This window comes from Paenibacillus sp. J22P51 (assembly GCF_059692215.1).
The window spans coordinates 83,724-105,415 of sequence record NZ_JCAUAZ010000011.1; the positions used below are offsets into that span (position 1 = coordinate 83,724).

A 21,692-nucleotide genomic window follows, 5' to 3' on the forward strand; every position below is an offset into this window, starting at 1 on the left:
CTTCGCACGTACTCGCATTACAGCTTCAGACTTGCCGCCACCACACTTAACCCCGCGATACGCCTGCGCTTTCGAATGTTGCCATTTCCTTCATGATCTTGCCTGCGGCATCGATCAAGTTGAATACAAGCACCGCTCCTGTGCCTTCGCCAAGTCGCATATCCATCTGCAGCATCGCTGCGAGGCCAACCGACTCGAGCAGCTTCGTATGTCCCTGCTCCTGCGATAAGTGCGAGGCGAGCATGTAGGACGCGCTTAGCGGAGCTAATCGGCTCGCCACGAGCGCAGCTGTCGACGAGATGAAGCCGTCGACGACAACCGGGCAGCGATGCTTCGCCGCGCCCAGGATCACCCCAACGAGTCCGGCGATCTCCAATCCGCCGACCTTACTTAATACCTCAAGCGCAAATTCCGCGCTTGAGCTTTCTTTTGCACTTGCACTTGCACTTGCACTTGCACTTGCACTTGCACCCGCACTTGCATTTGCACTTGCACCTGCTCCCGCGCAATCTCCCCGCCCGCGCAATCCATTCACATCCAGCGCCGTATTCACAACCGACTGCTTATGCAGCCAAGTCGCATCATCAATTCCCGTTCCACGGCCGACAGCAAGGCCAGCGTCCAACCCCGTCAACGCGCACAAAATCGCCGCGCTAGCGGTTGTATTGCCAATTCCCATTTCGCCCGTGGCGAAAAGTCGATACCCTTTTGCCACCAAATCATCCACGATCTCGCTCCCTGCTAGTACCGCCTGAATCGTCTCTTCCAGCGTAAGAGCCGCTTCCTTCGCCATATTGCGCGTGCCCATTCTTACTTTGCGCGAGACGAGATTCGGATGCTCCAGCTCCGCATTGACTCCCATATCCACACAAACCACATCAGCTCCGGCATGTCTAGCCAGTACATTAACAGCAGCACCGCCATACAGGAAATTGAGTACCATTTGGGGTGTCACTGCCGCAGGGAAGGCACTGATGCCTTCCTCACATACACCATGATCACCTGCCATGACGATAACAGCTTTTTTATCAAAAGTCGGCATCACCTCGCCTGTAATTCCTGCGACTTGGCGAGCAATATCCTCTAGCTTTCCTAAGCTGCCTTGTGGCTTTGTCAATTGGTTCAAATGATCATTGGCTTGAAACGCCACCTCCTGATGGATAGGCTCAATCGAGTTAATCAAGGTATGTAGTCTGTTCATCATTATCATCCTCCGGTTTTCAATTATTTCCCAGGTTGTAATATAATCTGCGGCACTTCACTCACAGGGTGCTTCAGTACAATCGGCTCTGTTCCGTACACGTCTGCAATTCGTTCACTTGTAATGATGTTTTCTGGCGTTCCTATGGCGGTTACCCGCCCCTCATGTACGATCATCAATCGCGTGCAGTATTGCGCAGCCAAATTCAAGTCATGCAGCACAGCTACAACCGTAAGCGCCGACTCTTGCTGCCAGCTTCGGATATAATCCATCATTTGTATTTGATAGCCGATATCTAGAAAGGTGGTTGGCTCATCCAACATGAGCAAGCTTGGCTGCTGCGCCATCACTTTGGCTAGCGCAACGCGTTGACGCTCTCCTCCGCTTAAACGCTCTATTGTTCGATCTGCGAGCGCTTCCAGTTCAAGCTTTGTAATAATCGCATCTATAAGTCCATCTGCTTCAGCCATATCCTCGCCAAGCCAATTCTGGAATGGATACCGCCCCATCTCCACGACTTCACGAACCGTGAAACCAATGGGGGGCAATGCATCCTGCTGAAGAACAGCGAGCCACTTAGCCAGTTCTTTTCGCGAATACGAGGATACCGTCTTTCCTTTTATAAGCACATTCCCCTGCCTAACAGGATCCATGCCTGAGAGGAGTCGAAGCAAGGTAGATTTACCACTGCCGTTGGGTCCAATAATCCCGAAAAACTCCCCCTGCCGAACCTCAAAGCTTATCCGATCCAGGACTTGTTGTTCCCCAAAACTCTGAAAGAGCTGCTCCACTTTAATCATCGTTATCAACCTCTTAACGTTTTCTTATCTTTATGGAGCAAGTAGGCAAAAAATGGTGCACCCAGAAACGCCGTTATAACCCCTAATGGAATTTCCGTAGGACTAAGCAGCGTACGAGCCAGGGTGTCAGCCCATAACACATAAATCCCTCCGCCAATCGCGGATAAGGGAATAATCAATCGATAATCTGGACCAACCAGCAGACGCACTAAGTGCGGAACGATCAGCCCAACGAAACCGATGACCCCTGCCACAGATACAGCAGCAGCTGTAATCAATGTTGAAGCGATCAGTACGATCAACTTCGTACGCTCCACATGAACGCCGAGATGGGCGGCTTGGCGCTCACCCAATGCAAGCAGGTTTAACGATCTGGCATAACTTAGCAGAACTACGAGGCCAATTAGGAGATATGGTGAAATCATATACGTATATGACCATCCTCGCATCGCTAGACTGCCCATGAGCCAAAAAATAATCTCATTTATCGTTTGGTTCGAAATGGAAACCAAGAACGACACGAACGCACCTAAGAATGCTTGCATCACGACGCCGGATAAAATCAGCGTTTCCATCTTCAGTTTCCCATCAATCATGGCCAGCTTCAAGACCAGGAACAGGGAGATTAGCCCCGTCACGAAAGCTACAATCGGGATCGACCATTGTCCAAACCAGGCAAATTGCAACCCGAAATAGATAAGAAATGCAGCCCCTACGGAAGCCCCTGAAGATACGCCTAGCGAGTAAGGATCGGCGAGCGGATTGCGCAGAACTCCCTGGAAACCAGCGCCTGCTATGGAGAGCACTGCCCCAACAAGAATACCCAGCAGCACACGTGGGATTCGTACTTTATTCATAATTTGTTCGGATGACTGCGGCCAGTTCACCTCGATGTGACTTCCTATCCAAGGTAGATGCTTGGCCAGAATCCCCACAATATGCGAAATAGGAAGCTGAGCTGAACCAATAGATAAACTCACCACAATAGAAAGAAGAAGGAGTATAACCCCTACTCCTCCCCCTAGCATCAATTTTCTTTTCATTATTTCACCAATTCAGGATAGATGCCTTTCGCCATTTCCAATAGACCATCCGTCAATCTCGGACCTGGGCGGCTTAGCGAGTTTTGGTCAAGACCTACCACACGTTTATTTTTCACGGCGTCAATGGCATCCCACCCACCGCGTGTACGAATAATTTCTTCTAAAGGTTTTTTGCTCTTGGTGTCGATGATGCCATTGGCGAATAGAATGACGTTCGGATTCTGCTGAATGATCTTCTCTTCACTGATTTCATACCAACCCGCTTTGTCGCCAGCTACGTTAATCCCACCTGAGAGCTTGATCAATTCATCCATGAATTCTCCGCTTCCCACAGTCCAACCTGGTGCAAACTCTATGTACACCTTTTTCTTGTTCTGTTCCTTCACGTCTTTCACTGCATCGACGACCTTCTGACGATCCGCTTTCATTTTAGCGACAACTTTTTCCGCTTGCTCCTGATGATCTGTAATTAGTCCAAAGGTTTGAATGTTATTAATGGCATCGTCTAGCGTTTTGGGCTCTACTTTAAACACATTAATGTTCAATGCGCGAAGCTTCTCTACGGATTCTGCACTCATGGAAACACCTGTGAACACAAGATTTGCATTGGAAGCAATGACTGCCTCCATGTTTGGTTTTGTGATGCTGCCTAGCTTCGGCTTTGATTTAACCGCTTCTGGATAATCATCGAAATCAGATACGCCCACGATATTCGCCTCAAGACCAATCGCAAACAATGCTTCTGTCTCTGACGGGGAAACCGAGGCTATACGTTCTGGCGCTTTATCGAATGTAAATTCTTTGCCTGTTGCATCCTTCACTTTCAAAGGATAGGTCGTCTTCTTCGCTGCGACAGGTACTGATGACGATGAGGTTGTTGTTGGCGCCTTCGTCGCCTCACCGCCAAGCTTCGATGGATCCGAGATTTCTGTTTCCTTTTTGGCACATGCCGCTAAAGAAATGGCTGTTGCAACCGCTAATGTTAAAATAAGACCCTTCTTGATCCTGCTTTGTTTCATCAAATAAACCCTCTTTCTTCATCATTTTTTTCGATCTCAAGCCAAAATAAAAAGTCCCCTTGTTCACTAGGAACGAAGGAGACGATAAATCGCGGTATTGGGCAACGAACCTACGTACGCTGCTTCCTGATTTAACGCGATCCTTTTCCTCGAAGGATGTTGTAACGGCACCATAGGCAGGTATCCTGACTCTCCAGACTTTCGCAAGCCTGAATTACAGTGGCGGGACCGTGCCGGATTTGAACCGACTTCCCCTAAACTAATAACCTTCTAATTGGAAGCTTACTAGTACCTATGATTGCTAATTATACGATCAAGCTATTTGTCGATTATAGACGTTCTCTTACTTTTGCGCAATGATTTTGAGGACTTTCAAAGCCTCGTCCATTTTCGGAGCATTCTGAGGAATGAACGCGTACAAACCTTTACCTTCATAGCCTTGGTCTTTCATCCATTTATTCCCTGCAAGTGGAATACCATATAGATGCTTTTCTGCGGCTTTGCCTTCTTCTTTGATTTCGATAACCCCTTCAGGGTAATCTGCCGGATTAATCGTGTTGTCTAGTGAAACGAATCCCGCTTGGTTACTCAAGCCTTTGAACTGCTCTTCACCCAAGATGAAGATCCCATTCCCACCAGCAGCTAGCTCGACAATCATTTTTTCCATTGAAAAAATAGGGGATGTATTCAGCTTCACAGTAGGTAATTCGCCTACCTTAGCTTTCAAGGAAACTTCCATCTTCTCTGCCGCTTCACTTGGAAAACCATTAGGTCCCATAATAAATACGGAAACATCTGCTTTCGGTCCACCACATGCAGTAAGCGCCAGCATCATGCCTAACAATACAACGAATAGCCATTTCGCCTTCATGTAAGTATTTCCCTCCGTCGTGTACTCTCTCTTATCGATAGTCGCCAGAAAAGTCGGTTTTCACCGACTTTTCTTTCCAGATGTCATATATTCATTTATTTTTCGATCCAGCAACGTGCTTAATTCTACAACTTCATCAGATGTCATTTCTCTGCCTTCCATGACCATCTGTTCCATTTTACGTCGCAAGGTGTTGATCTCTTCTTCTAGTAAAGTTAGGGAATTTTGCTTCTTGGCATGTCTGGTCAGCCAACGCTGTCCGAACTCTTGCTCGCGAATTTGAAATTGCTTCTGAAAGTTAGTAAGCTGATATTCCATAAAAGCCATGCTCATCCCTCCTTACTATTAGAATACCAGTTTTCGTTACCTATGAACATATGAATATATTACAAAAATTTATTGCAAAAGTCATAATTTCCTTAAGAAATTACCAATTCTCTCTAAAGCTTCATTAAGTTGGGAAACACTGTAAGCATAAGAGCACCGCAAGAAACCTTCCCCGCCTAATCCAAATACATCACCAGGTACAGCAGCAACCTTAGACTCGTACAAGAGACGCTGTGCAAATTCATCGGATGTTAATCCCGTAGCCACAATACTTGGGAACGCATAGAATGCGCCCTGTGGTTCATGACATTCGAGTCCAACCTCACGGAAGCCTTTGACAACCAATCGTCTCCGTTGATTATAGGATTCGATCATGCGATCTTTCTCTTCCAATCCATTCGTCAACGCTTCATGTGCGGCTACTTGCCCCATGACTGGTGCACACATAACCGTATACTGGTGAATCTTGGTCATCGCCGAGATTAGCTCTCGGTGACCGCAAGCATACCCCATCCGCCAGCCTGTCATTGCAAAAGCCTTGGAGAATCCGCTAACGAGAATCGTCCGATCCTGCATCCCTGGAACTGCAGCGAAACTCACATGCTTCTGACCGTATGTCAACTCTGCATAAATCTCATCGGAAATGACGATCAGATCGTGCTCTTCAACAACTTTGGCAATCGGCAGCCAGTCCTCATAGGTCATAATGCCGCCTGTTGGATTGCTTGGGTAGCAAAGAATTAATATTTTGGAACGTGGCGTAATTGCATCACGAAGTGCCTTTTCCGTTAGTTTGAATTGATCCTTAGCGAACGTTTCGATACCAACCGGCACACCACCACTAATGGCTGTGATTGGCGAGTAGGAAATATAGCACGGCTCTGGAATTAGAATTTCATCCCCCGGTGTAATCAGTGAGCGCAGTGCCAAATCGATAGCTTCACTGCCGCCAACCGTAACGAGCACTTCATTCGATGGCTCATATTTGACTTTAAACGAAGTATACAAATAGTTCGCAATTGCTTCGCGGAGCTCAGGAATACCAGAGTTTGGCGTATATTTGGTTCTGCCTCGCTCCAAGGAATGAACAGCAGCTTCACGAACGTGCCACGGTGTGGAGAAGTCCGGCTCGCCAACACCCAATGAGATAATATCCTCTTTGCTATTGCTTACGAGATCAAAAAACTTACGAATACCTGACGGTTTCATTTCACGTACAGCAGGAGCGAGGTAGTCCTGCATGGATTTTTTACTTGTTTGAATCGTAGTCTCATCCTTGATCATGGCGCTACCTCTCCCTTACGGCGAAACAAGCATTCGATGATCATCTTCCTGATCTTCGAAAATAATGCCGTCTTGTTTGTATTTTTTCAAAATAAAATTCGTTTTCGTGGAAAGAACTCGGTCAATCGGCGACAACTTGTTGGATACGAAAGAAGCAACCTGTTTCAATGAGGTTCCCTCAATCTCGACAAGTAAATCGTACGCCCCTGACATGAGATAAACCGATTTGACTTCTGGATATAAATAGATCCGTTCCGCAATCGCATCAAACCCGCGCCCGCGCTCCGGCGTAATTTGCACTTCAATTAGGGCGGTAACCTTTTCGTCATCTACTTTGCTCCAGTTTACGACTGTCGCGTATTTGACGATGACCTTATCCGCTTCCATCTCGCTTATCGCTCGCGCAACTTCGGCCTCCGCCGTTCCTAACATGGTGGCGATCAGATCCGCGCTCCTGCGGGCGTCTTCCTTCAGTAAATCGAGAATTTTAAGCTTCAAAGTATCCATGGTTAAACCTACCTTTCTGAAATATGTTTCATTCATCCATTCATCTTACAATGAATCACTGTCCTAATTCAATTACTGATCGCAGAAGAAAGGCAGAATATTTATATATATTTGAATATTCCACTTCCATTGGCAAAATAAAAAGCCACTGGATGACGCTCCATGTGGCTTTCTGTCTTCCTAACTCGCCTCATTGCGTAGTTAAAAAAGATCCATACTTAAATAGCGTTCACCCGTATCTGGTGCAATGCAAAGTACTCGTTTTCCTGCCCCCAGCTTCCTCGCAACCTGAATACCTGTCCACACTGAGGCTCCTGCAGAAGGGCCGACCAGGATGCCTTCCTTGCTTGCTAGATCCCTCATCGTTTGAATCGCATTCTCATCCGACACTTGTACAATTTCATCGTAGACGCTTGTGTTCAAAATAGCTGGAATAAAACCTGGACTTGTTCCAACCAGCTTATGAGGCCCCGGGCTTCCACCGGAAAGCACAGGTGATCCCTTGGGCTCTACGACATAAATTTGGATATTCGGCAGATGTTCCCGAAGCACTTCTCCAGTCCCCGTAATCGTACCGCCCGTTCCCGAGGTCGCTACGAATGCATCTAACCGGCCCTCCATTTGCTGCAAAATTTCTGGTGCAGTTGTTATCCGATGAATACTCGGATTTGCTGGATTTTCAAACTGCTGTGGAATAAAGCTGCCGGGAATTTGATCCCGCAGCTCCACAGCCTTGGCAATTGCACCTGGCATCCGCAAAGCGGCTGGCGTCAGCACGACTTCGGCACCGTAGGCCTTCAAGATATTTATGCGCTCTTTACTCATATTATCAGGCATTATCAAAATCGCTTTATATCCCTTAGCCGCCGCGTTCATCGCAAGACCAATGCCTGTATTTCCGCTTGTAGGCTCAATAATCGTCGCACCTGGTTGAAGGAGTCCTGACTTCTCAGCCTGATCAATGAGATTCCATGCAGCTCGATCCTTCACGCTTCCACTCGGATTGAAGTACTCCAGCTTCACATAAAGCTCAGCAGCTTCCGGCTCCAATAAACGGTTAATCCGCACTGCGGGGGTATCTCCGATTAGCTCTGTGATGCTGTTAACCATCTTTTTGGACATTGGTGCCCCCTCCTCATTCCACAATTCTGTTACTCACATTTTCATGTGGAAACCTAGTCCCTGTCAAGACTTGGCTGAGGGCAACTGATTTCTAATGAACACCCAAGAGAAGAAAGTCGAGCTTCCGATTACCAATAGCAGCACATTGATTACTATCGGCTCTTTGCTCCAAGAGATCACACATATAAATAACAGCACGCCGCATACGCGTCCCACATTCAGTGACAGCTCACGCAGGACAATGTATTCCTCTCTTTGCTTTGCACTCTCATCATCGGATCCGATTAAATCAAAGACAACTGAAATCATAGGTATTGAGTACATTGGGAAAAAGAGGGCAGACCCTATCCCAAACATCAGTAAAGTACTGTATGTTACCTTCCAAAAGAACGGCAGTATCACGAGAACTACCATAACCGAGCCAATGAACATACTCATTTTGCGGAAAGATGGCCGAATGAATCGACCTGCTGCCCAGAAGCTAACTAGCGCAACGGATGACGTAATTAGAGCGAAATTTCCTAAGCTTGCTTCACTTGACGTGGATATGTACACCAGTAACCCAATCATAAAACCAAATACACCCTCGCGTACTCCTTGAAAAAGTAATGCCAGACTTACTCGCTTCCAAGGCGTTTCAGGTTGTCTAAGTATACGCAGCGGCAGCAGCCATTCGTAAGTTCCGCTTAATTTTCTCTTTTTCAGAAAAAAACTAATCACAACGCCTAACACAAATATGCCTAGTGAAATTGAAAAGATGAGTCGATACCCTGCTCCATCGCCTAAACTAACAATAAGTAAACCTGAAATCCACGGAGCAATGATGCCCGCACCTGCGCCTAGAAGGCCAACCCAACCATTGAATCGATCTCGGTTGTCTGGATCCGTTACTTCAAAGTAAACGACGTTGAAGGCAATCCAGAACAAGCCTACGGAGATCCCTTGTACTAATCCCAGCCAAACGAAATAGTGGACGCTGCTCGTCCCCATCCAGAGTACCAGCATGTAGAAACACGCTGAAATGGAAACACCAATGCGCAAACAATTCATCTTGTTGTGTTCTTTCACCCACTTGCCTGCTAACCAAAAGGTAATCGCCATGGTCAAATGAGTCGTTAACGTAAACCAGCCAATTAGGGTAAAATCATTTTTGGCTTTCCACAAATAAACGCCGACAAATGTACCTGATAAAGCATTCGCTCCACCGAATAACGCATGAACAATAAGCAAAAGGATCGCTTGAGCATCCAGCTTCCCTTTGCTTTTCTTATTCGTTTGATTACTTTGCATACTCCTCCTCCTACCTTAGAGTGAATATTGGCTCTTGTTAAGCTTCCCCTTTGGAGTGAAAATATGAGGCGAGTGCACGCAAAAAAACCGAATCCATCAGGACTCGGTTCCATCTCAAACGTTATTATTCCGATTTGATTCGTTCCACCATCAGTAAACGGTCGGTATCCGAAAGCACTTTTTCCACCCGGAAACAGGATGGGCACACATAAACATCTGTCGTGAAAGGACCTGTTAGGAATGCACTTCCTAACGTCTTAGGAATACTAGGCGTGAAGGAAGCTTCACTCGTCACTTCCGTTCCAGCAAGGAGCAGGAATTCATGACAATTCGAGCACTCTGGCGCTTCTTCCTGTTCATCGGTCAATTGTTGAACCTTCTCGCCATACTTATCAAGCGGTTCATCAGAGTCATCCCAAGCCAATGATAAATCCTCATCGGATTCAGCGTATTCTTGTTCATTGAAACGCAGCTTTTGACCCGTCTGTTTGACCTTCAAATCTATACTGCGGTAGTCATTCAATTCATTAAAACAGTGTGGACACTCATCCTCAGGTCCGATTTCCGGATCCCAAACGATTTCTGTTTGGCACCACGGACACACAACTTCTTCATTGCTGCTCATTGCGAAATCCTCCACCTAATTGCATTCATGCATATTTCCATACATAATAAACCCCTGCTGATACAAACACAAGTGCGATAGCAAACAAGGTCCCCCACAGGTATTTCATTTCTCAAGCCTCCAAGACTATGTATGATACTAAGTTACACATGCTCCGACCACATAGGATAAGGAGACAGATAGCGTTAAGGACAGGAAGCCTACCGCGCGGTTATCTTTCTTAATTTCCTCATCTATTTTGAAGTAAGGTGTGAGGAATTCAAAAATAAAGTATGCAACCAACAACAGCACGAAGCCATAGCCAGCCCAAACGAGAGAGTGAATCATGGTGTCATTGTTTAAAATGGCAAAGCGGAACAAGTTACAGATCCCAAAAATTTTCCCACCCGTTGCCATGGCTACCGATAAATTACCTTTTTTAATTTCAGCCCAATCGTCATATTTCGTAACCATTTCAAAGATGGTAAGAAAAACAACTAACGCGACTACTGCTACAGCAAAAAATGCAAGCGTTGATAAATACGGGTTACTTAACAAGACATCCACCTCTTCGTTCATATCATCTCCTGCCTTCCTTTACACAAGTCGAGACTTTAATTTCGATTAAAGATCCCTTAATCCCTATATATGGTAGTAGAGACTGAGTATGACTCAGTCTCTCGCAGGTACAACTAGTATAACATTAGGATTGTTTTTTTTCAGCAAGCTTTGCTCTCATAGCTGCTAGCTCATCATCGATTCCGCTGCTGCTTCCGCCTAAGCTATCTAGCTCATCGTCTAAGCTGCGGTTTTTAGCACGAATTTCTCCGCTTGCTTGCGCTTCAGCTTCCATTTGAAGAACCTTTTCGCTCATGCGATCGAAGCCTTTAGCAGCGTTGTCAGTACCAAAGCCAGACATCGCCTGGTTGATTTGTTTTTGTGCTTTCGCCGTTTCAGCGCGAGCAATTAACAAATCCTTTTTGTTCTTCATTTTTGTGAACTCGTCTTTCATCTCAGTCAATTGCGCACGAAGCTGATCCGCATTTGTTTTGGCAAGATCATATTGGCGTTTCAATTCATCATAACGACCTTGATGCTCTTTCTTATCCTCAAGTGCGCGGCGGGCCAAGTCTTCATTCCCTGCTTCAAGAGCTTTCATAGCCTGCTCTGTACGTTTCGTTACCATCTCTTCAGACTCTTCAAATTGCAATTTGAATTTCTTCTCGATCGCAATTTGCTTCGCTACTGCAGCTTCCGCTTCCATGATATCTTCTTCCATATCACGTAAAAACTGATTTAACATTTTGACAGGATCTTCTGCCTTATCCAATAAATCATTGATTGAAGCCATAGTCATATCACGAAGTCTTTTGAAAATTCCCATCTAAAATTCCTCCTAAGGTTTATTACTCTTTTATACCTATTTCATACGTAACACCAAAGAATGAGTTTCAAAAAGGTTGAAAAATTTAAAACTTATTTCAATTCGACAACTGTAACCCCAGCTCCACCTTCATTGTAATTCCCCATCCGGTAGCTCTTCACATGCTTATGACGGCGCAAATAATCTTGCATTCCTGTTCTAAGCACACCTGTACCTTTGCCATGGATTAAATACACTTGCCCAAAATTACTCAAGAAAGACTCATCCAAGAATCGATCTGCCTCGATTAATGCTTCCTCCATGTTCATGCCGCGCATATCCAATTCCATTTTAACATTGTCATCACGAGTACGCTTAAGCGTGGTTGCCGTTTTTTGGGGTTGTTTGGCCTGCGGTGCGTTACCTGTTTTCTCTAGATTGGATAACTGCACCTTCATTTTCATAATGCCTAGCTGAACATTAGCTTCGGTTGTTCCCACCAGCTCGACAACGTGACCCTTTTGTCCCAATGAAATGACTCGCACTTCATCGCCTGCTTCAATCTGCTCTGGGCGCTTCTTCAATGCGCGAACTTGCTTGCTGCGCAGCTCTGGCGTCGCTTGATCAAGACGCCGCTTCGCTTCCACTAGGCGGTGGTCCTTAACCCCACCCGCTTCCTCTTGTGCCATGCGGCGCAAATCGCCAATCACTTCGTCCGCTTCGCGACGAGCTTTGAGAACAGCCTCGCGTGCGTCTCGTTCTGCTTTTTCTAGCAGCTTATCACGCTGCTCGTCGAATTTAAGCTGTTGGGCTTCCAGCGATTTGCGCATCGCTTCCGCTTCTTTTCGCAGCTCTTCTGCAGCGTTTCGCTCCGTTTCTGCGATCAGACGATTCTCCTCTAAGGAAGCAATCATGGACTCTACGCGTTGATCTTCCTCACCCACTTGTGTGCGAGCGTGATCAATAATACGTCGTGATAGTCCAAGCCGCTCGGCAATCGCGAACGCGTTACTACGCCCAGGTACACCAACTAATAAACGATAAGTCGGGCTAAGCGTTTGAATATCGAACTCCATACTTGCGTTAATCGTACCTGGCTTTTGATAAGCATACGCCTTAAGTTCGGAATAATGCGTTGTTGCGATGATGCGGCAACCAATTTGATGAATGTAATCCAAAATCGAGATCGCCAATGCAGATCCTTCCGCTGGATCCGTTCCCGCCCCTAGCTCATCAAGCAATACTAAGCTCTTAGGCGTCATATCCCGTAAAATGCTAATGATATTCGTCATATGACTGGAAAAAGTACTTAAGTTTTGTTCGATACTTTGTTCATCGCCAATATCCGCATAGATAGCATCGAACACACACAATTGCGTGCCTTCCTCGGCTGGAACAAACAGCCCCGACATCGCCATCAGACTTAAAAGACCAACTGTTTTAAGGGAAACCGTCTTACCGCCTGTGTTTGGACCCGTTACAATAATTTGAGAGAAGTCATTGCCCAGCTCCAAATCCAGGGGTACAACGGCATCGGCAGCAATTAGCGGATGTCTTCCTTTTTTAATTTTGATAAAGCCGCGGTCATTCAATCTTGGCATAGTTGCCTTTAACTCTCTTGCTAAACCCGCTTTGGCAAAAGTAAAATCAAGCTCTGTCAACTGATCAACATCCAAAACAAGCACTTCCACTTGTTCGGCAACGAGCTCAGTCAGTGCTCTCAAAATTTTCTCAATTTCAGCTTCTTCTTTAAATTTGAGCTCACGAATTTTATTATTTAATTGCACGATGGCATCAGGTTCTATATAAAGTGTCGCACCAGAAGCCGATTGATCATGAATCATCCCGCCAAAGCTGGAGCGGTATTCCGATTTCACTGGAATTACGAACCGGTCATTCCGAATCGTAATGAGCACATCTTGAAGCATCTTTTGAACAGAAGAATTACGGATCATCTGCTCCAATCTCTCGCGAACTCTTCCTTCACCAGTGCGAAGCTCACTTCGAACTCGCCCTAGTTCAGGACTTGCTCCATCAACAACAACCGCGTTTTCATCTATGCAGCTATTAATTTTATCTTCTAATTGTTTGTTTTCTGTTAGCAATTCCACTTGCGATTTCAACATCGGAATTGCATATTCCTCATGAGCAGCGAGAACAAATCTCTTTAACCTACGTGTTCCAAACATCGTCGTTGAAATTTCCAGTAATTCTGTAGGATTCAACATCCCACCAATACGAGCCCTATGTAAAGGAGAGCGAATATCTCTGATTCCACCAAAAGGGGCATTTCCTTTTAAGCGCTCTACATTCACAGCCTCGTCCGTGGCTTGCAGGCGCAGCTTGACGAGTTCAAAATCCCCTTTGGGCTCGAGCTTCTCCGCCGCTTCTTTTCCAAGTGATGTGGACGCATGATTAGCTACTTTATGTAAAATCTTCTGATATTCTAATGTTTTTATTATTTTCGGATTCAAAGTTCCCAACCTCTTTTCTCTACCCTATATTATAAACCAATTTGAACCCGATTAGCTATGGAGACAATGATTATATGGAAGATTCTGCCCACCATAAATATCACAATTTTGGATACACTAAGTTGTGCATCTACTCCTCTGCCAAAGGAATTGCAAATCGTCACTATCAAAGCAATTGCGTCAAAAAATCGATTCTTGTCAATGGATGCTTTTCCATGACAGAAAGAAGGAGGTTCACGGGACATGCATCTTCTTGGACATCTGGTAAGGTTTATTGTTTCAGCTTTGGTTTTAATGTTTGTAAGCTGGCTAGTCCCAGGGTTTAAGGTCGGTGGTTTTTGGAGTGCCTTTTTCTTGGCGCTGGTCATCGCGATCGCGGCTTGGGTCATTGAAGGGATCTTCGGCAAACAAATCACTCCGTTTGGCAGAGGTATCGTAGGGTTTATAGTGAGCGCACTAGTCATTTGGGCCGCTCAATTTGTAGTGACCAATGTGTCTACGAGCATGATAGGTGCCATTTTAGCTGCTTTAGTCATTGGGATCATCGACTTATTCATTCCAGTGAAAACCCCTTTCGAACAAGGGATCACGGGCAGAGAAGATCGTCGATAAACCTGTCAGTTTCTATAACTGACAGCCAAGGTAAAGCCCAAAAAGATCGGCCTGCAGCGTTCTTACTCGCCGGGCCGATCTTTTCTATGTGTATTCACCAGTTTGTCACTGTAATTTGGAAAAAGGTCGTGTACAATAATGAGGATATCATTATGTATACGGAGGGGTACCCATGAAAAAACTTACTATTCTTATGATGGGACTAGCAGTCATTATTGCCATCACAGCATGTGGAAACAAAGACTCCAAAACAACAGAAGCAACAACTACACCAGCTGCATCTGCACAAACTACTACAGCGCCAGCCGCGTCAACGACAGCTGCTGCTTCTCCAGCTGCGACAACGAAAGCCGCAACAGGTGGACAACAAGTCGTCCTAAAAGCTACAAATTTTCAGTTTGATAAGACCGAATATCGCGTCAAAAAAGGTGAAGCGGTCACAATTACACTCGATAATTCCCAAGGTGTTCACGGCGCAGCCATTAAAGAGTTTAACATTAACCTCAACAACGGTAATAAAACCGTTACCTTTACACCAGATAAAACAGGTTCATTCCCAATCAACTGCTCCATTATGTGCGGAAATGGTCATGCCAATATGAAAACAACACTTATCGTTGAATAATTAATATTTTTGTATGGAAAGCTTTATCACGAGTTTGGTGATAAGGCTTTTTTATATTCATTTGGCTTCATTGCTGTCAGACAACTTGAAAATATCGCAAAAAATGGGGATATAAATACACAGAGAAGAACGCATCCATCCATTTTCTAAACATATCTTGTTCAGCAAATCTAACGTTTCTAGCAGTCTTAAACAGGAACGTTGCTAAGATACTCGTATTCTTCTTCGTTTTGACGCTTTTCACTTCACTCTGCTGCTCTCCAATTGTTTCTTCCAAGGACCCTTCCGTTGGTTTTCCATGTTTTTTGTTACCCATACGTGCGTATTGCTTATGCAAAGCTAGTTGAAGCTTTTCTAAAATCAACTTAGCTGTTCGATAATTCACGCCTAGTAAATTTGCAAACGATGGAATTGAATAGGTCATTTCATCTTGAATCAACACTCGAATGGCTTTGAACCAGAGTAATAAAGGTAACTTAGATTTATGCATAACGGTACCAGCTGTTATCGATATTTGTGTACGGCACTCCTTACATTCCAGTAAGCTGCGCGTCTTCACTTTATAAAATGAATCATGGTCACATCTTGGACAAAAGAACCCATTAGCCCAACGACTTTTCATTAAGAACTTCTCACAATCTTCCTCTGTTTGAAAAGCATCGTCCATTGAACCTATAAGATGCATATCCATTCTCAGATCCACCTCACCTATAGAACTTATGTTCCTATAATTTATTATATCGAACATTTGTTTCCATGTAAAGAAAAAAATGGTTTTTGAGAGGGGCATTTCGAATTTTTGTAATTTCTGAGATAACTACAATTAACTTTGCGAATCGTTCTTTACTTGCTGCATCACTCTTTGCTTGTCCAGAAAAATAGCGGAGGAGTTCGTATTTAATACATGTGAGGGTTAACAACTTGCCATCTAAAATCAACCGGAAATTCGTTGGCTGGGCTAGGCTGATGCGTACTCAAAGTTGTAGTAGCTTGCGCTAAATTGGAGCTCGCGAGGAGCTATGTCGGTTTTTCGGAAGTGAGCACTTCAGCGGGGGACACAACGTGAGTACTTACTAGGACTTCTGGAATTACGGAGTGCTGGTTAACAAGAGCATTTGAGAGACTGTATATATACGGAGCATGAGCTCCAACAGGACCGATTGGGCATGTGCTTACAAGCGCATGCGAGGAACTATATTTTTGTACGGAGTAAACCTCAACTGGTCAGAGCTGATTACTATGGGTGTTGTAGATACTTCAGAAAAATTGTTTTGCGACATACTTGCCCCACTGCACCCTCGCCTACAATAAATAAAAAACTACCGCTTTCTTTTCGAAAGGCGGTAGTTTCTATAAGGAGATTCCTTGTTTCCACAGGTCATGGAGTTTACCCGCTACCTGCGGCAGCTCGTTAATCAAATAAGGAGCAAGGGAAGAGCTTGCTAATAGTTTCTGAGGGCCATCGGATGGAATGATGGTCATTACATTTACTGCAATTACAATGATAAGCAGCGCTTCTGCAAACCCCAATAATGCACCACTCCAACGATTAATGGCATTGAGTCCTGGCGTTTTGGCTAGAATATTCAATGCTCTGCCAATGATCATAAGCGAGAGCTTAACACCGAAGAATAGAAGTGCAAAGGCAATGGCATTTAAGATATAAGCCTCTAAGTTGAGGCCTTTAACGATGAATTCATATTTTTGATAATTTTGATACGTTGGTAGTGATATTGCGTTCTTCAATAAGGGAGCTAAGTCCTTGTAAAAATAAAAGGCAACGAGATAGGCAAGGATCATGCCCGAAATGGAAACGATTTGAGCGATAAATCCTCTAAAGTAACCAATGAGCAACCCTAAGGCTATAACCGACATTAAGACGTAATCTAGTGTATTCAATGTCACTTAGGGCTACCCGACTGGGCTATCAGCTTCTACAAGCTCAATCCATTCGTTATATTCGATTTGTAACTTGGCATATTCCTCACGTAATTTCCTGTATTCTTCTTTGACAGCGTGCAGCTCATCTTGGTGAGCTTCGTCGTTCATGCTCATCTGAAGGAGTTCTTCTTTTTCCTGTAGAGCTCGAGCTAAGATAAGTTCTTTCTCTTCTTCAAACTGTTGTGTACGTGTATTTCGCTCAGCCTGAATTTGTGCAAGCAACTCTTCTATTTTCCCTTGATAGTGCTGAATGATTGATGCTTTCTGTTCCTCAAGCTGTTGCTCGAATTTCGACTGTTGTTCTTGAACCTTAGCCTCTTCCTCTTCCTGATAAAGCAAAGCTAGTGAGTCAATATCCTCTTGATGTGTGCTAGCTGCAACCTGGAGTTCGGCTTGATGCTTCTGTTTAATAGCATGAACTTCAGCATGATGTCCACGTACGATGGCTGCGATTTCGTTATGATGTTTCGTCGTGTTAGACGTTAATTCGTTATGATGTTGCTCAGAGAGCGATTCCAGTTCGTTTTGATGCTTCTCTGAAATAGAGCTCAATTCGTTCTGGTGCTTTTCTGAAATAGCATTCAGTTCGCTTTGGTGGTTTTCTGAAATAGTATTCAGTTCCCTTTGATGGTTCTGTGCGATAGAAGCGATCTCATTCTGATGACTCTCTGTCAAGGAAGCAATCTCGAAATGATGCTCATCGGTTTGATTTGCTATTTCATTTTGAAGTTTCTCTGCGATTGCTTGTATCTCAGTTTGGTATTCATTTGAAATCGTCTCTAATTCACTTAGATGACTATCTGAAATAGCTATTAATTCTGCTTGGTGTTCTTCCGACATGAGCGCAATTGCAGCTTGTTGATCTTCAACCACTAGCGCTAATGCTACTTGATGCTCTTCTGCCAAGAGGGATATTGCAGATTCATGCTCGTCTTTAAGGTTCACCAATGCGTCTTGATGCTCTTTTTTCAAGGAAGCTAGTTGGGATTGATGCTCACGTGCCATGGAGGCTTGCGCCTCTTGATGTTGTTTGGTTATCGATTCGATTTGCGATTGGTACTGCTTATGGATGCCGGCAATATCAGAACCGCTTTGCTTGGTAGCTAACGCCAGTTCTTCTTGATGCTGAAGTTCAGCGCTTTCTTTGTCTTGAATATGTAACTGGATAAGTGAGTTTTTCTCTTCTTGCAGTTGGTGGTGCAGGCTTTCATTTTCTTTACGATGCGTTTCCGCTATGGCAGCCAATTCAGCCTTATGCTGTTCAGCCAACTTCAGAAGCTGTTGTGATTTCTGCTGTTGCGCTTGCTCGAGTTGTTGCTTACTTTGTTGATGCTGTTGTTTTTCTTGATCTAGTAGTTGTTTTACTTGCAGGTTTTGTCGCTTTTCCTGGTCTAGCTGCTGCTTGAATTGATCAATCTGTTTATTAACTTGATCTTGTTGTTGTTTTGCTTGATCTAGCTGCTTGTTGGCTTGAATTTGTTGTTGTTTAGACTGATCTAGCTGCTGCTTGGCTTGGTCTAGCTGTTGCTTGGTCTGATCTAAATGTTGTTTCCCTAGTTCAACCTGCTGTTTCATTTGCAGCATTTGCTGATTTGTTTGCTCTTGTTCTTGTCTGACCTTTTGAATTTCATGCTTATGTTGCTTCTCTTGTTCTGCGATTTGTTGAAGCTTTCCGGTTTGCTCCGTGAGAAGGACTTGATTCTTGTCATCCTCTTGTTTCAATTCATGATAGCGGGTAGTTAGCTTCTCGTAGGCGATTTTCGTCGCTTCCTGCTCTTTTTGCACTTTACTAAGCTCTTCCAAAATTTCATTCATTCGGAAGCACTCGTCCGCCATGTTTACCGCGGCCAAAACGGCGATTCGCTGCGAATCCAAGCGCGGATAGCCTTTGGCAATGCGAAACATCTGGTCATTAACATATTCAGCAACTCGCTTCATATGATTCGTGCTTGTATCTGCTTTGAGCTTATATTGGTGTCCATATATATCAACAGTAATTCTTGTTTTATCTTCAGTAGTCACTTTAAATCCTCCCTTAAGATGAAAGGCTGGTCCTATCGAGAATAATTTCGATAAGACCAGCCTATATTCCTGCAACCTATAAGGAAAGTTACACTATTTTCTTAACTCCGCCTCAAATTGTTGTTCAAGTGTTGCCACAACTTTGGCATGGAGTTCAGTTACTTCTTCATCAAGCAAGGTTCTGTCCGCATGACGGTACACGAGTGCGATAGCTACGCTTTTCCGATTAGCTCCAAGACGCTCTCCTGTGTAAATATCGAATACCTGAATGGACTCCAACAATTCCCCAGCAACATCGGCAATTGCTTGCTCCATAAGTCCAACAGGAACGCTTGTATTCACCACAACAGCAATGTCACGTCCGATAGACGGATAACGCGGCAATAATTTATATACGATCTCATCGCCAGCGGCTTCCAAGATCGGAGACAGTTCAACTTCAAGCACATACGTATCATCCAAATCACGCTGTTGTTGCGCAGTTGGGTGCAGTTGTCCAACTCGGCCAATAACCTTCGGCCCCTCAGCGGAAGCCAGTAGAATTTCGGCTGTGCGACCTGGATGGAAGCCCTCTGGTGCTGCTGAAGTATACGTTAGACCCTTAATTCCTAGGTACCCAACTAAACGATCGAAAATCCCTTTGATGTCATAGAAATCAACAGCTTCTGACTTCTGAGCCCAATGAGCTTGACGGCGTTTGCCTGTCAGCACGATGGACAGCAATAGCTTTTCTTGCGGCAGAGCCGTAAGTGCCGCTTCGTCTGTAATGAACGCTTTGCCGATTTCGAAAATGGCCACATCATCCATCGTACGATTGCGATTATAGCTAACAACATCAAGCAAATGCGGTACTAGGCTAGTACGCAGCTGGCTGCGATCTTCGCTCATCGGCATCGCGAGTGGGATTGGTTTCGCCGCAGGGTAAAGGCCAGGAATTGCATCTACTTGCGCTTGTTGATTCACTTCCGCACTTGCTCCACCGTGTGAGCGAGGGTTTGTGAAGGTGTACGTAATCACTTCATTCAATCCGCTCTGAGTCAGGATATTCCGTGTAATGCGGCGGATGGATTGCTCCTTGGACAAAGACCCAGGCGTTGTAACGCCGGTCATTAAAGTTGTCGGGATGTTATCATAGCCGAAGAGACGTGCCACTTCTTCGATCAAATCGACATCACGCGTAATGTCTCCGCGGCGGCTCGGCACATGCACGAGCAGCTTGCCTTCGCCAGCTTGCTCGAATGTGAAATGCAAGCGCGAAAGGATTTGACCCATCTCGGCTAAGGAAAGCGCTGTGCCGAGATAGTTGTTCACGCGGTCAGCCGCAAGCTCGATGCTGACCGACTTGTGTGTGCCGCTAACGGCTTCTACGATGCCGTCAGCGACGTTACCGCCTGCGTATTGCGCAATCAGAGCAGCAGCACGGTTCAGTGCCGGAAGCACCGCTTCCGGGTTCACTTCTTTCTCGAAGCGAAGGCTCGCTTCTGAGCGTAGACCTAGCTGGCGCGATGTGCGGCGCACAGAACTGCCTGCGAACTTAGCGGATTCAAGTAAAATCCGCGACGTGCCCTCAGTCACTTCGGAGTTAGCTCCGCCCATGACACCGGCGATCGCAACAGGCTTTGTGCCGTCCGTGACGAGCAGCATGTGCGGCTCAAGGGTACGTTCCACATCGTCAAGTGTAACGAGCTTCTCACCAGCCTCGGCGAGTCGTACGTCGATGTGTCCGTTATTCAGCTGCTCCGCGTCGAACGCGTGAAGCGGCTGGCCGTATTCCAGCATCACGAAGTTCGTGATGTCGACGATATTGTTGATGGGGCGGATTCCCGCAGCCATCAATCGGTTCTGGATCCACAGCGGAGAAGTGCCCACGCGTACGCCTTCGATGAGGCGAGCCGCGTAGTGTGTGCACTGCTCAGTCGCTGTGATCTTTACGCTGATGCGGTCTGCAGCCTTGACTGCGGCAGAGCCTGCCGCTCGCAGCGCAGCTTCCGCATCAGGCAGCTTAACTTCGCGGCCAAGGATCGCCGCGATCTCGTAAGCCGCGCCGAGCATGCTCAAGCAATCGGAGCGGTTTGGAGTCAGATCAAGCTCCATGACTTTGTCGCTGATCGCTAATACATCAAGAATGGAGCTTCCGATTTGAGTGTCCTCAGGTAATACCAAGATACCTTCTTGGATTTCTTTCGGCAGCAGCTTGTCGTTTAGTCCAAGCTCCTTAGCGGAGCAGATCATCCCTTGTGATTCTACGCCACGCAGCTTAGCACGTTTGATTTCAAGTCCGCCCGGCAGGACGGCACCGATCATAGCGACAGGAACCTTCTGTCCAGCATCAATGTTTTTGGCGCCACATACGATTTGCAAGTCTTCGCCTTGCCCTGCATCAATTACACATACGCTTAATTTATCTGCGTCTGGATGCTTCTCACGGGATTTTACAAATCCAACAACGACGTTTGATACACCTTTATTGCGATCCTCGACGATATCCACTTCGATCCCGCTGCGGGTTAATTTTTCAGCTAATTCCTCGGCTGTAAAGCCTGTTACATCCACGTATTCGGATAACCATTGATAAGAAACGTTCATG

Annotated in this window: 20 protein-coding genes and 1 riboswitch; of the genes, 2 read left to right on the forward strand and 18 right to left on the reverse strand. The window is 45.5% G+C overall.

Annotation, left to right across the window (positions count from 1 at the left end):
• Positions 1-46 precede the first annotated feature (46 nt).
• The 14 genes from AC58QC_RS21575 to AC58QC_RS21640 all read right to left on the reverse strand — a co-directional run bounded on the left by AC58QC_RS21575 (position 47) and on the right by AC58QC_RS21640 (position 13,905).
• A complete protein-coding gene (locus tag AC58QC_RS21575; RefSeq protein WP_497417137.1) occupies positions 47-1,204 on the reverse strand; it encodes a nicotinate-nucleotide--dimethylbenzimidazole phosphoribosyltransferase in 1,158 nt (385 codons plus the stop codon).
• Between the two features lie 20 nt (positions 1,205-1,224).
• Positions 1,225-2,001, reverse strand: a complete 777-nt coding sequence (locus tag AC58QC_RS21580; protein ID WP_497417138.1) for a heme ABC transporter ATP-binding protein — start codon at positions 1,999-2,001, stop codon at positions 1,225-1,227.
• A 5-nt stretch (positions 2,002-2,006) separates the two neighbouring features.
• A complete protein-coding gene (locus AC58QC_RS21585) occupies positions 2,007-3,044 on the reverse strand; it encodes a FecCD family ABC transporter permease (RefSeq protein ID WP_497417139.1) in 1,038 nt (345 codons plus the stop codon).
• Entirely contained in the window at positions 3,044-4,063 is a 1,020-nt protein-coding gene (locus tag AC58QC_RS21590) for an ABC transporter substrate-binding protein (RefSeq protein ID WP_497417140.1), read from the reverse strand. The genes AC58QC_RS21585 and AC58QC_RS21590 overlap by 1 nt, the downstream gene beginning before the upstream one ends.
• Positions 4,064-4,221: 158 nt before the next feature.
• Positions 4,222-4,374, reverse strand: a riboswitch (cobalamin riboswitch).
• 32 nt (positions 4,375-4,406) lie between these two features.
• Positions 4,407-4,934, reverse strand: coding sequence for a hypothetical protein (locus AC58QC_RS21595; protein WP_497417141.1), 528 nt, complete (start codon positions 4,932-4,934; stop codon positions 4,407-4,409).
• Between the two features lie 60 nt (positions 4,935-4,994).
• Positions 4,995-5,261, reverse strand: a complete 267-nt coding sequence (locus tag AC58QC_RS21600) for an aspartyl-phosphate phosphatase Spo0E family protein (RefSeq protein ID WP_497417142.1) — start codon at positions 5,259-5,261, stop codon at positions 4,995-4,997.
• Between the two features lie 81 nt (positions 5,262-5,342).
• Positions 5,343-6,545 (reverse strand): aminotransferase class I/II-fold pyridoxal phosphate-dependent enzyme, encoded by a 1,203-nt coding sequence (locus AC58QC_RS21605; RefSeq protein ID WP_497417143.1) that lies wholly within the window; start codon positions 6,543-6,545, stop codon positions 5,343-5,345.
• Between the two features lie 15 nt (positions 6,546-6,560).
• Positions 6,561-7,052, reverse strand: coding sequence for an Lrp/AsnC family transcriptional regulator (locus AC58QC_RS21610; protein ID WP_497417144.1), 492 nt, complete (start codon positions 7,050-7,052; stop codon positions 6,561-6,563).
• Between the two features lie 201 nt (positions 7,053-7,253).
• Positions 7,254-8,174: a cysteine synthase A gene (cysK, locus tag AC58QC_RS21615; protein WP_497417145.1), complete on the reverse strand. Its 921-nt coding sequence runs from the start codon at positions 8,172-8,174 to the stop codon at positions 7,254-7,256.
• A 63-nt stretch (positions 8,175-8,237) separates the two neighbouring features.
• Positions 8,238-9,464 carry an MFS transporter gene (locus AC58QC_RS21620; protein WP_497417146.1) on the reverse strand — a complete coding sequence of 409 codons (1,227 nt, stop codon included), beginning with the start codon at positions 9,462-9,464 and terminating at the stop codon, positions 8,238-8,240.
• 124 nt (positions 9,465-9,588) lie between these two features.
• Entirely contained in the window at positions 9,589-10,089 is a 501-nt protein-coding gene (locus tag AC58QC_RS21625) for a hypothetical protein (RefSeq protein ID WP_497417147.1), read from the reverse strand.
• A 138-nt stretch (positions 10,090-10,227) separates the two neighbouring features.
• Positions 10,228-10,647 (reverse strand): DUF350 domain-containing protein, encoded by a 420-nt coding sequence (locus tag AC58QC_RS21630; protein WP_497270081.1) that lies wholly within the window; start codon positions 10,645-10,647, stop codon positions 10,228-10,230.
• A gap of 124 nt (positions 10,648-10,771) precedes the next feature.
• Complete coding sequence (locus AC58QC_RS21635) at positions 10,772-11,452, reverse strand: PspA/IM30 family protein (RefSeq protein ID WP_497417148.1); 681 nt, start codon at positions 11,450-11,452, stop codon at positions 10,772-10,774.
• A gap of 92 nt (positions 11,453-11,544) precedes the next feature.
• Positions 11,545-13,905, reverse strand: coding sequence for an endonuclease MutS2 (locus tag AC58QC_RS21640; RefSeq protein ID WP_497417149.1), 2,361 nt, complete (start codon positions 13,903-13,905; stop codon positions 11,545-11,547).
• Positions 13,906-14,148: 243 nt separating this feature from the next.
• On the opposite strand from AC58QC_RS21640, the gene AC58QC_RS21645 reads away from it, so the two are divergent.
• Positions 14,149-14,517, forward strand: coding sequence for a phage holin family protein (locus AC58QC_RS21645; protein ID WP_497417150.1), 369 nt, complete (start codon positions 14,149-14,151; stop codon positions 14,515-14,517).
• A 172-nt stretch (positions 14,518-14,689) separates the two neighbouring features.
• Positions 14,690-15,142, forward strand: coding sequence for a cupredoxin domain-containing protein (locus AC58QC_RS21650; protein WP_497270087.1), 453 nt, complete (start codon positions 14,690-14,692; stop codon positions 15,140-15,142).
• 76 nt (positions 15,143-15,218) lie between these two features.
• Here AC58QC_RS21650 and AC58QC_RS21655 read toward each other — a convergent pair whose 3' ends face one another.
• The 4 genes from AC58QC_RS21655 to pheT all read right to left on the reverse strand — a co-directional run bounded on the left by AC58QC_RS21655 (position 15,219) and on the right by pheT (position 21,691).
• Complete coding sequence (locus AC58QC_RS21655) at positions 15,219-15,833, reverse strand: transposase family protein (protein WP_497417151.1); 615 nt, start codon at positions 15,831-15,833, stop codon at positions 15,219-15,221.
• 659 nt (positions 15,834-16,492) lie between these two features.
• Complete coding sequence (locus tag AC58QC_RS21660; RefSeq protein WP_497417152.1) at positions 16,493-17,047, reverse strand: CvpA family protein; 555 nt, start codon at positions 17,045-17,047, stop codon at positions 16,493-16,495.
• 6 nt (positions 17,048-17,053) lie between these two features.
• Positions 17,054-19,105, reverse strand: coding sequence for a hypothetical protein (locus AC58QC_RS21665; RefSeq protein ID WP_497417153.1), 2,052 nt, complete (start codon positions 19,103-19,105; stop codon positions 17,054-17,056).
• Between the two features lie 93 nt (positions 19,106-19,198).
• Positions 19,199-21,691 carry a phenylalanine--tRNA ligase subunit beta gene (gene pheT / locus AC58QC_RS21670; RefSeq protein WP_497417154.1) on the reverse strand — a complete coding sequence of 831 codons (2,493 nt, stop codon included), beginning with the start codon at positions 21,689-21,691 and terminating at the stop codon, positions 19,199-19,201.
• Position 21,692 lies beyond the last annotated feature (1 nt).

Excerpts from the sequence above, each read along its gene's own strand:
- AC58QC_RS21575 (WP_497417137.1), bottom strand. The coding sequence starts at position 1,204 with ATGATGAACAGACTACATACCTTGATTAACTCGATTGAGCCTATCCAT.
- AC58QC_RS21580 (WP_497417138.1), bottom strand. The coding sequence starts at position 2,001 with ATGATTAAAGTGGAGCAGCTCTTTCAGAGTTTTGGGGAACAACAAGTC.
- AC58QC_RS21585 (WP_497417139.1), bottom strand. The coding sequence starts at position 3,044 with ATGAAAAGAAAATTGATGCTAGGGGGAGGAGTAGGGGTTATACTCCTT.
- AC58QC_RS21590 (WP_497417140.1), bottom strand. The coding sequence starts at position 4,063 with ATGAAACAAAGCAGGATCAAGAAGGGTCTTATTTTAACATTAGCGGTT.
- AC58QC_RS21595 (WP_497417141.1), bottom strand. The coding sequence starts at position 4,934 with ATGAAGGCGAAATGGCTATTCGTTGTATTGTTAGGCATGATGCTGGCG.
- AC58QC_RS21600 (WP_497417142.1), bottom strand. The coding sequence starts at position 5,261 with ATGGCTTTTATGGAATATCAGCTTACTAACTTTCAGAAGCAATTTCAA.
- AC58QC_RS21605 (WP_497417143.1), bottom strand. The coding sequence starts at position 6,545 with ATGATCAAGGATGAGACTACGATTCAAACAAGTAAAAAATCCATGCAG.
- AC58QC_RS21610 (WP_497417144.1), bottom strand. The coding sequence starts at position 7,052 with ATGGATACTTTGAAGCTTAAAATTCTCGATTTACTGAAGGAAGACGCC.
- cysK (WP_497417145.1), bottom strand. The coding sequence starts at position 8,174 with ATGTCCAAAAAGATGGTTAACAGCATCACAGAGCTAATCGGAGATACC.
- AC58QC_RS21620 (WP_497417146.1), bottom strand. The coding sequence starts at position 9,464 with ATGCAAAGTAATCAAACGAATAAGAAAAGCAAAGGGAAGCTGGATGCT.
- AC58QC_RS21625 (WP_497417147.1), bottom strand. The coding sequence starts at position 10,089 with ATGAGCAGCAATGAAGAAGTTGTGTGTCCGTGGTGCCAAACAGAAATC.
- AC58QC_RS21630 (WP_497270081.1), bottom strand. The coding sequence starts at position 10,647 with ATGAACGAAGAGGTGGATGTCTTGTTAAGTAACCCGTATTTATCAACG.
- AC58QC_RS21635 (WP_497417148.1), bottom strand. The coding sequence starts at position 11,452 with ATGGGAATTTTCAAAAGACTTCGTGATATGACTATGGCTTCAATCAAT.
- AC58QC_RS21645 (WP_497417150.1), top strand. The coding sequence starts at position 14,149 with ATGCATCTTCTTGGACATCTGGTAAGGTTTATTGTTTCAGCTTTGGTT.
- AC58QC_RS21650 (WP_497270087.1), top strand. The coding sequence starts at position 14,690 with ATGAAAAAACTTACTATTCTTATGATGGGACTAGCAGTCATTATTGCC.
- AC58QC_RS21655 (WP_497417151.1), bottom strand. The coding sequence starts at position 15,833 with ATGGATATGCATCTTATAGGTTCAATGGACGATGCTTTTCAAACAGAG.
- pheT (WP_497417154.1), bottom strand. The coding sequence starts at position 21,691 with ATGAACGTTTCTTATCAATGGTTATCCGAATACGTGGATGTAACAGGC.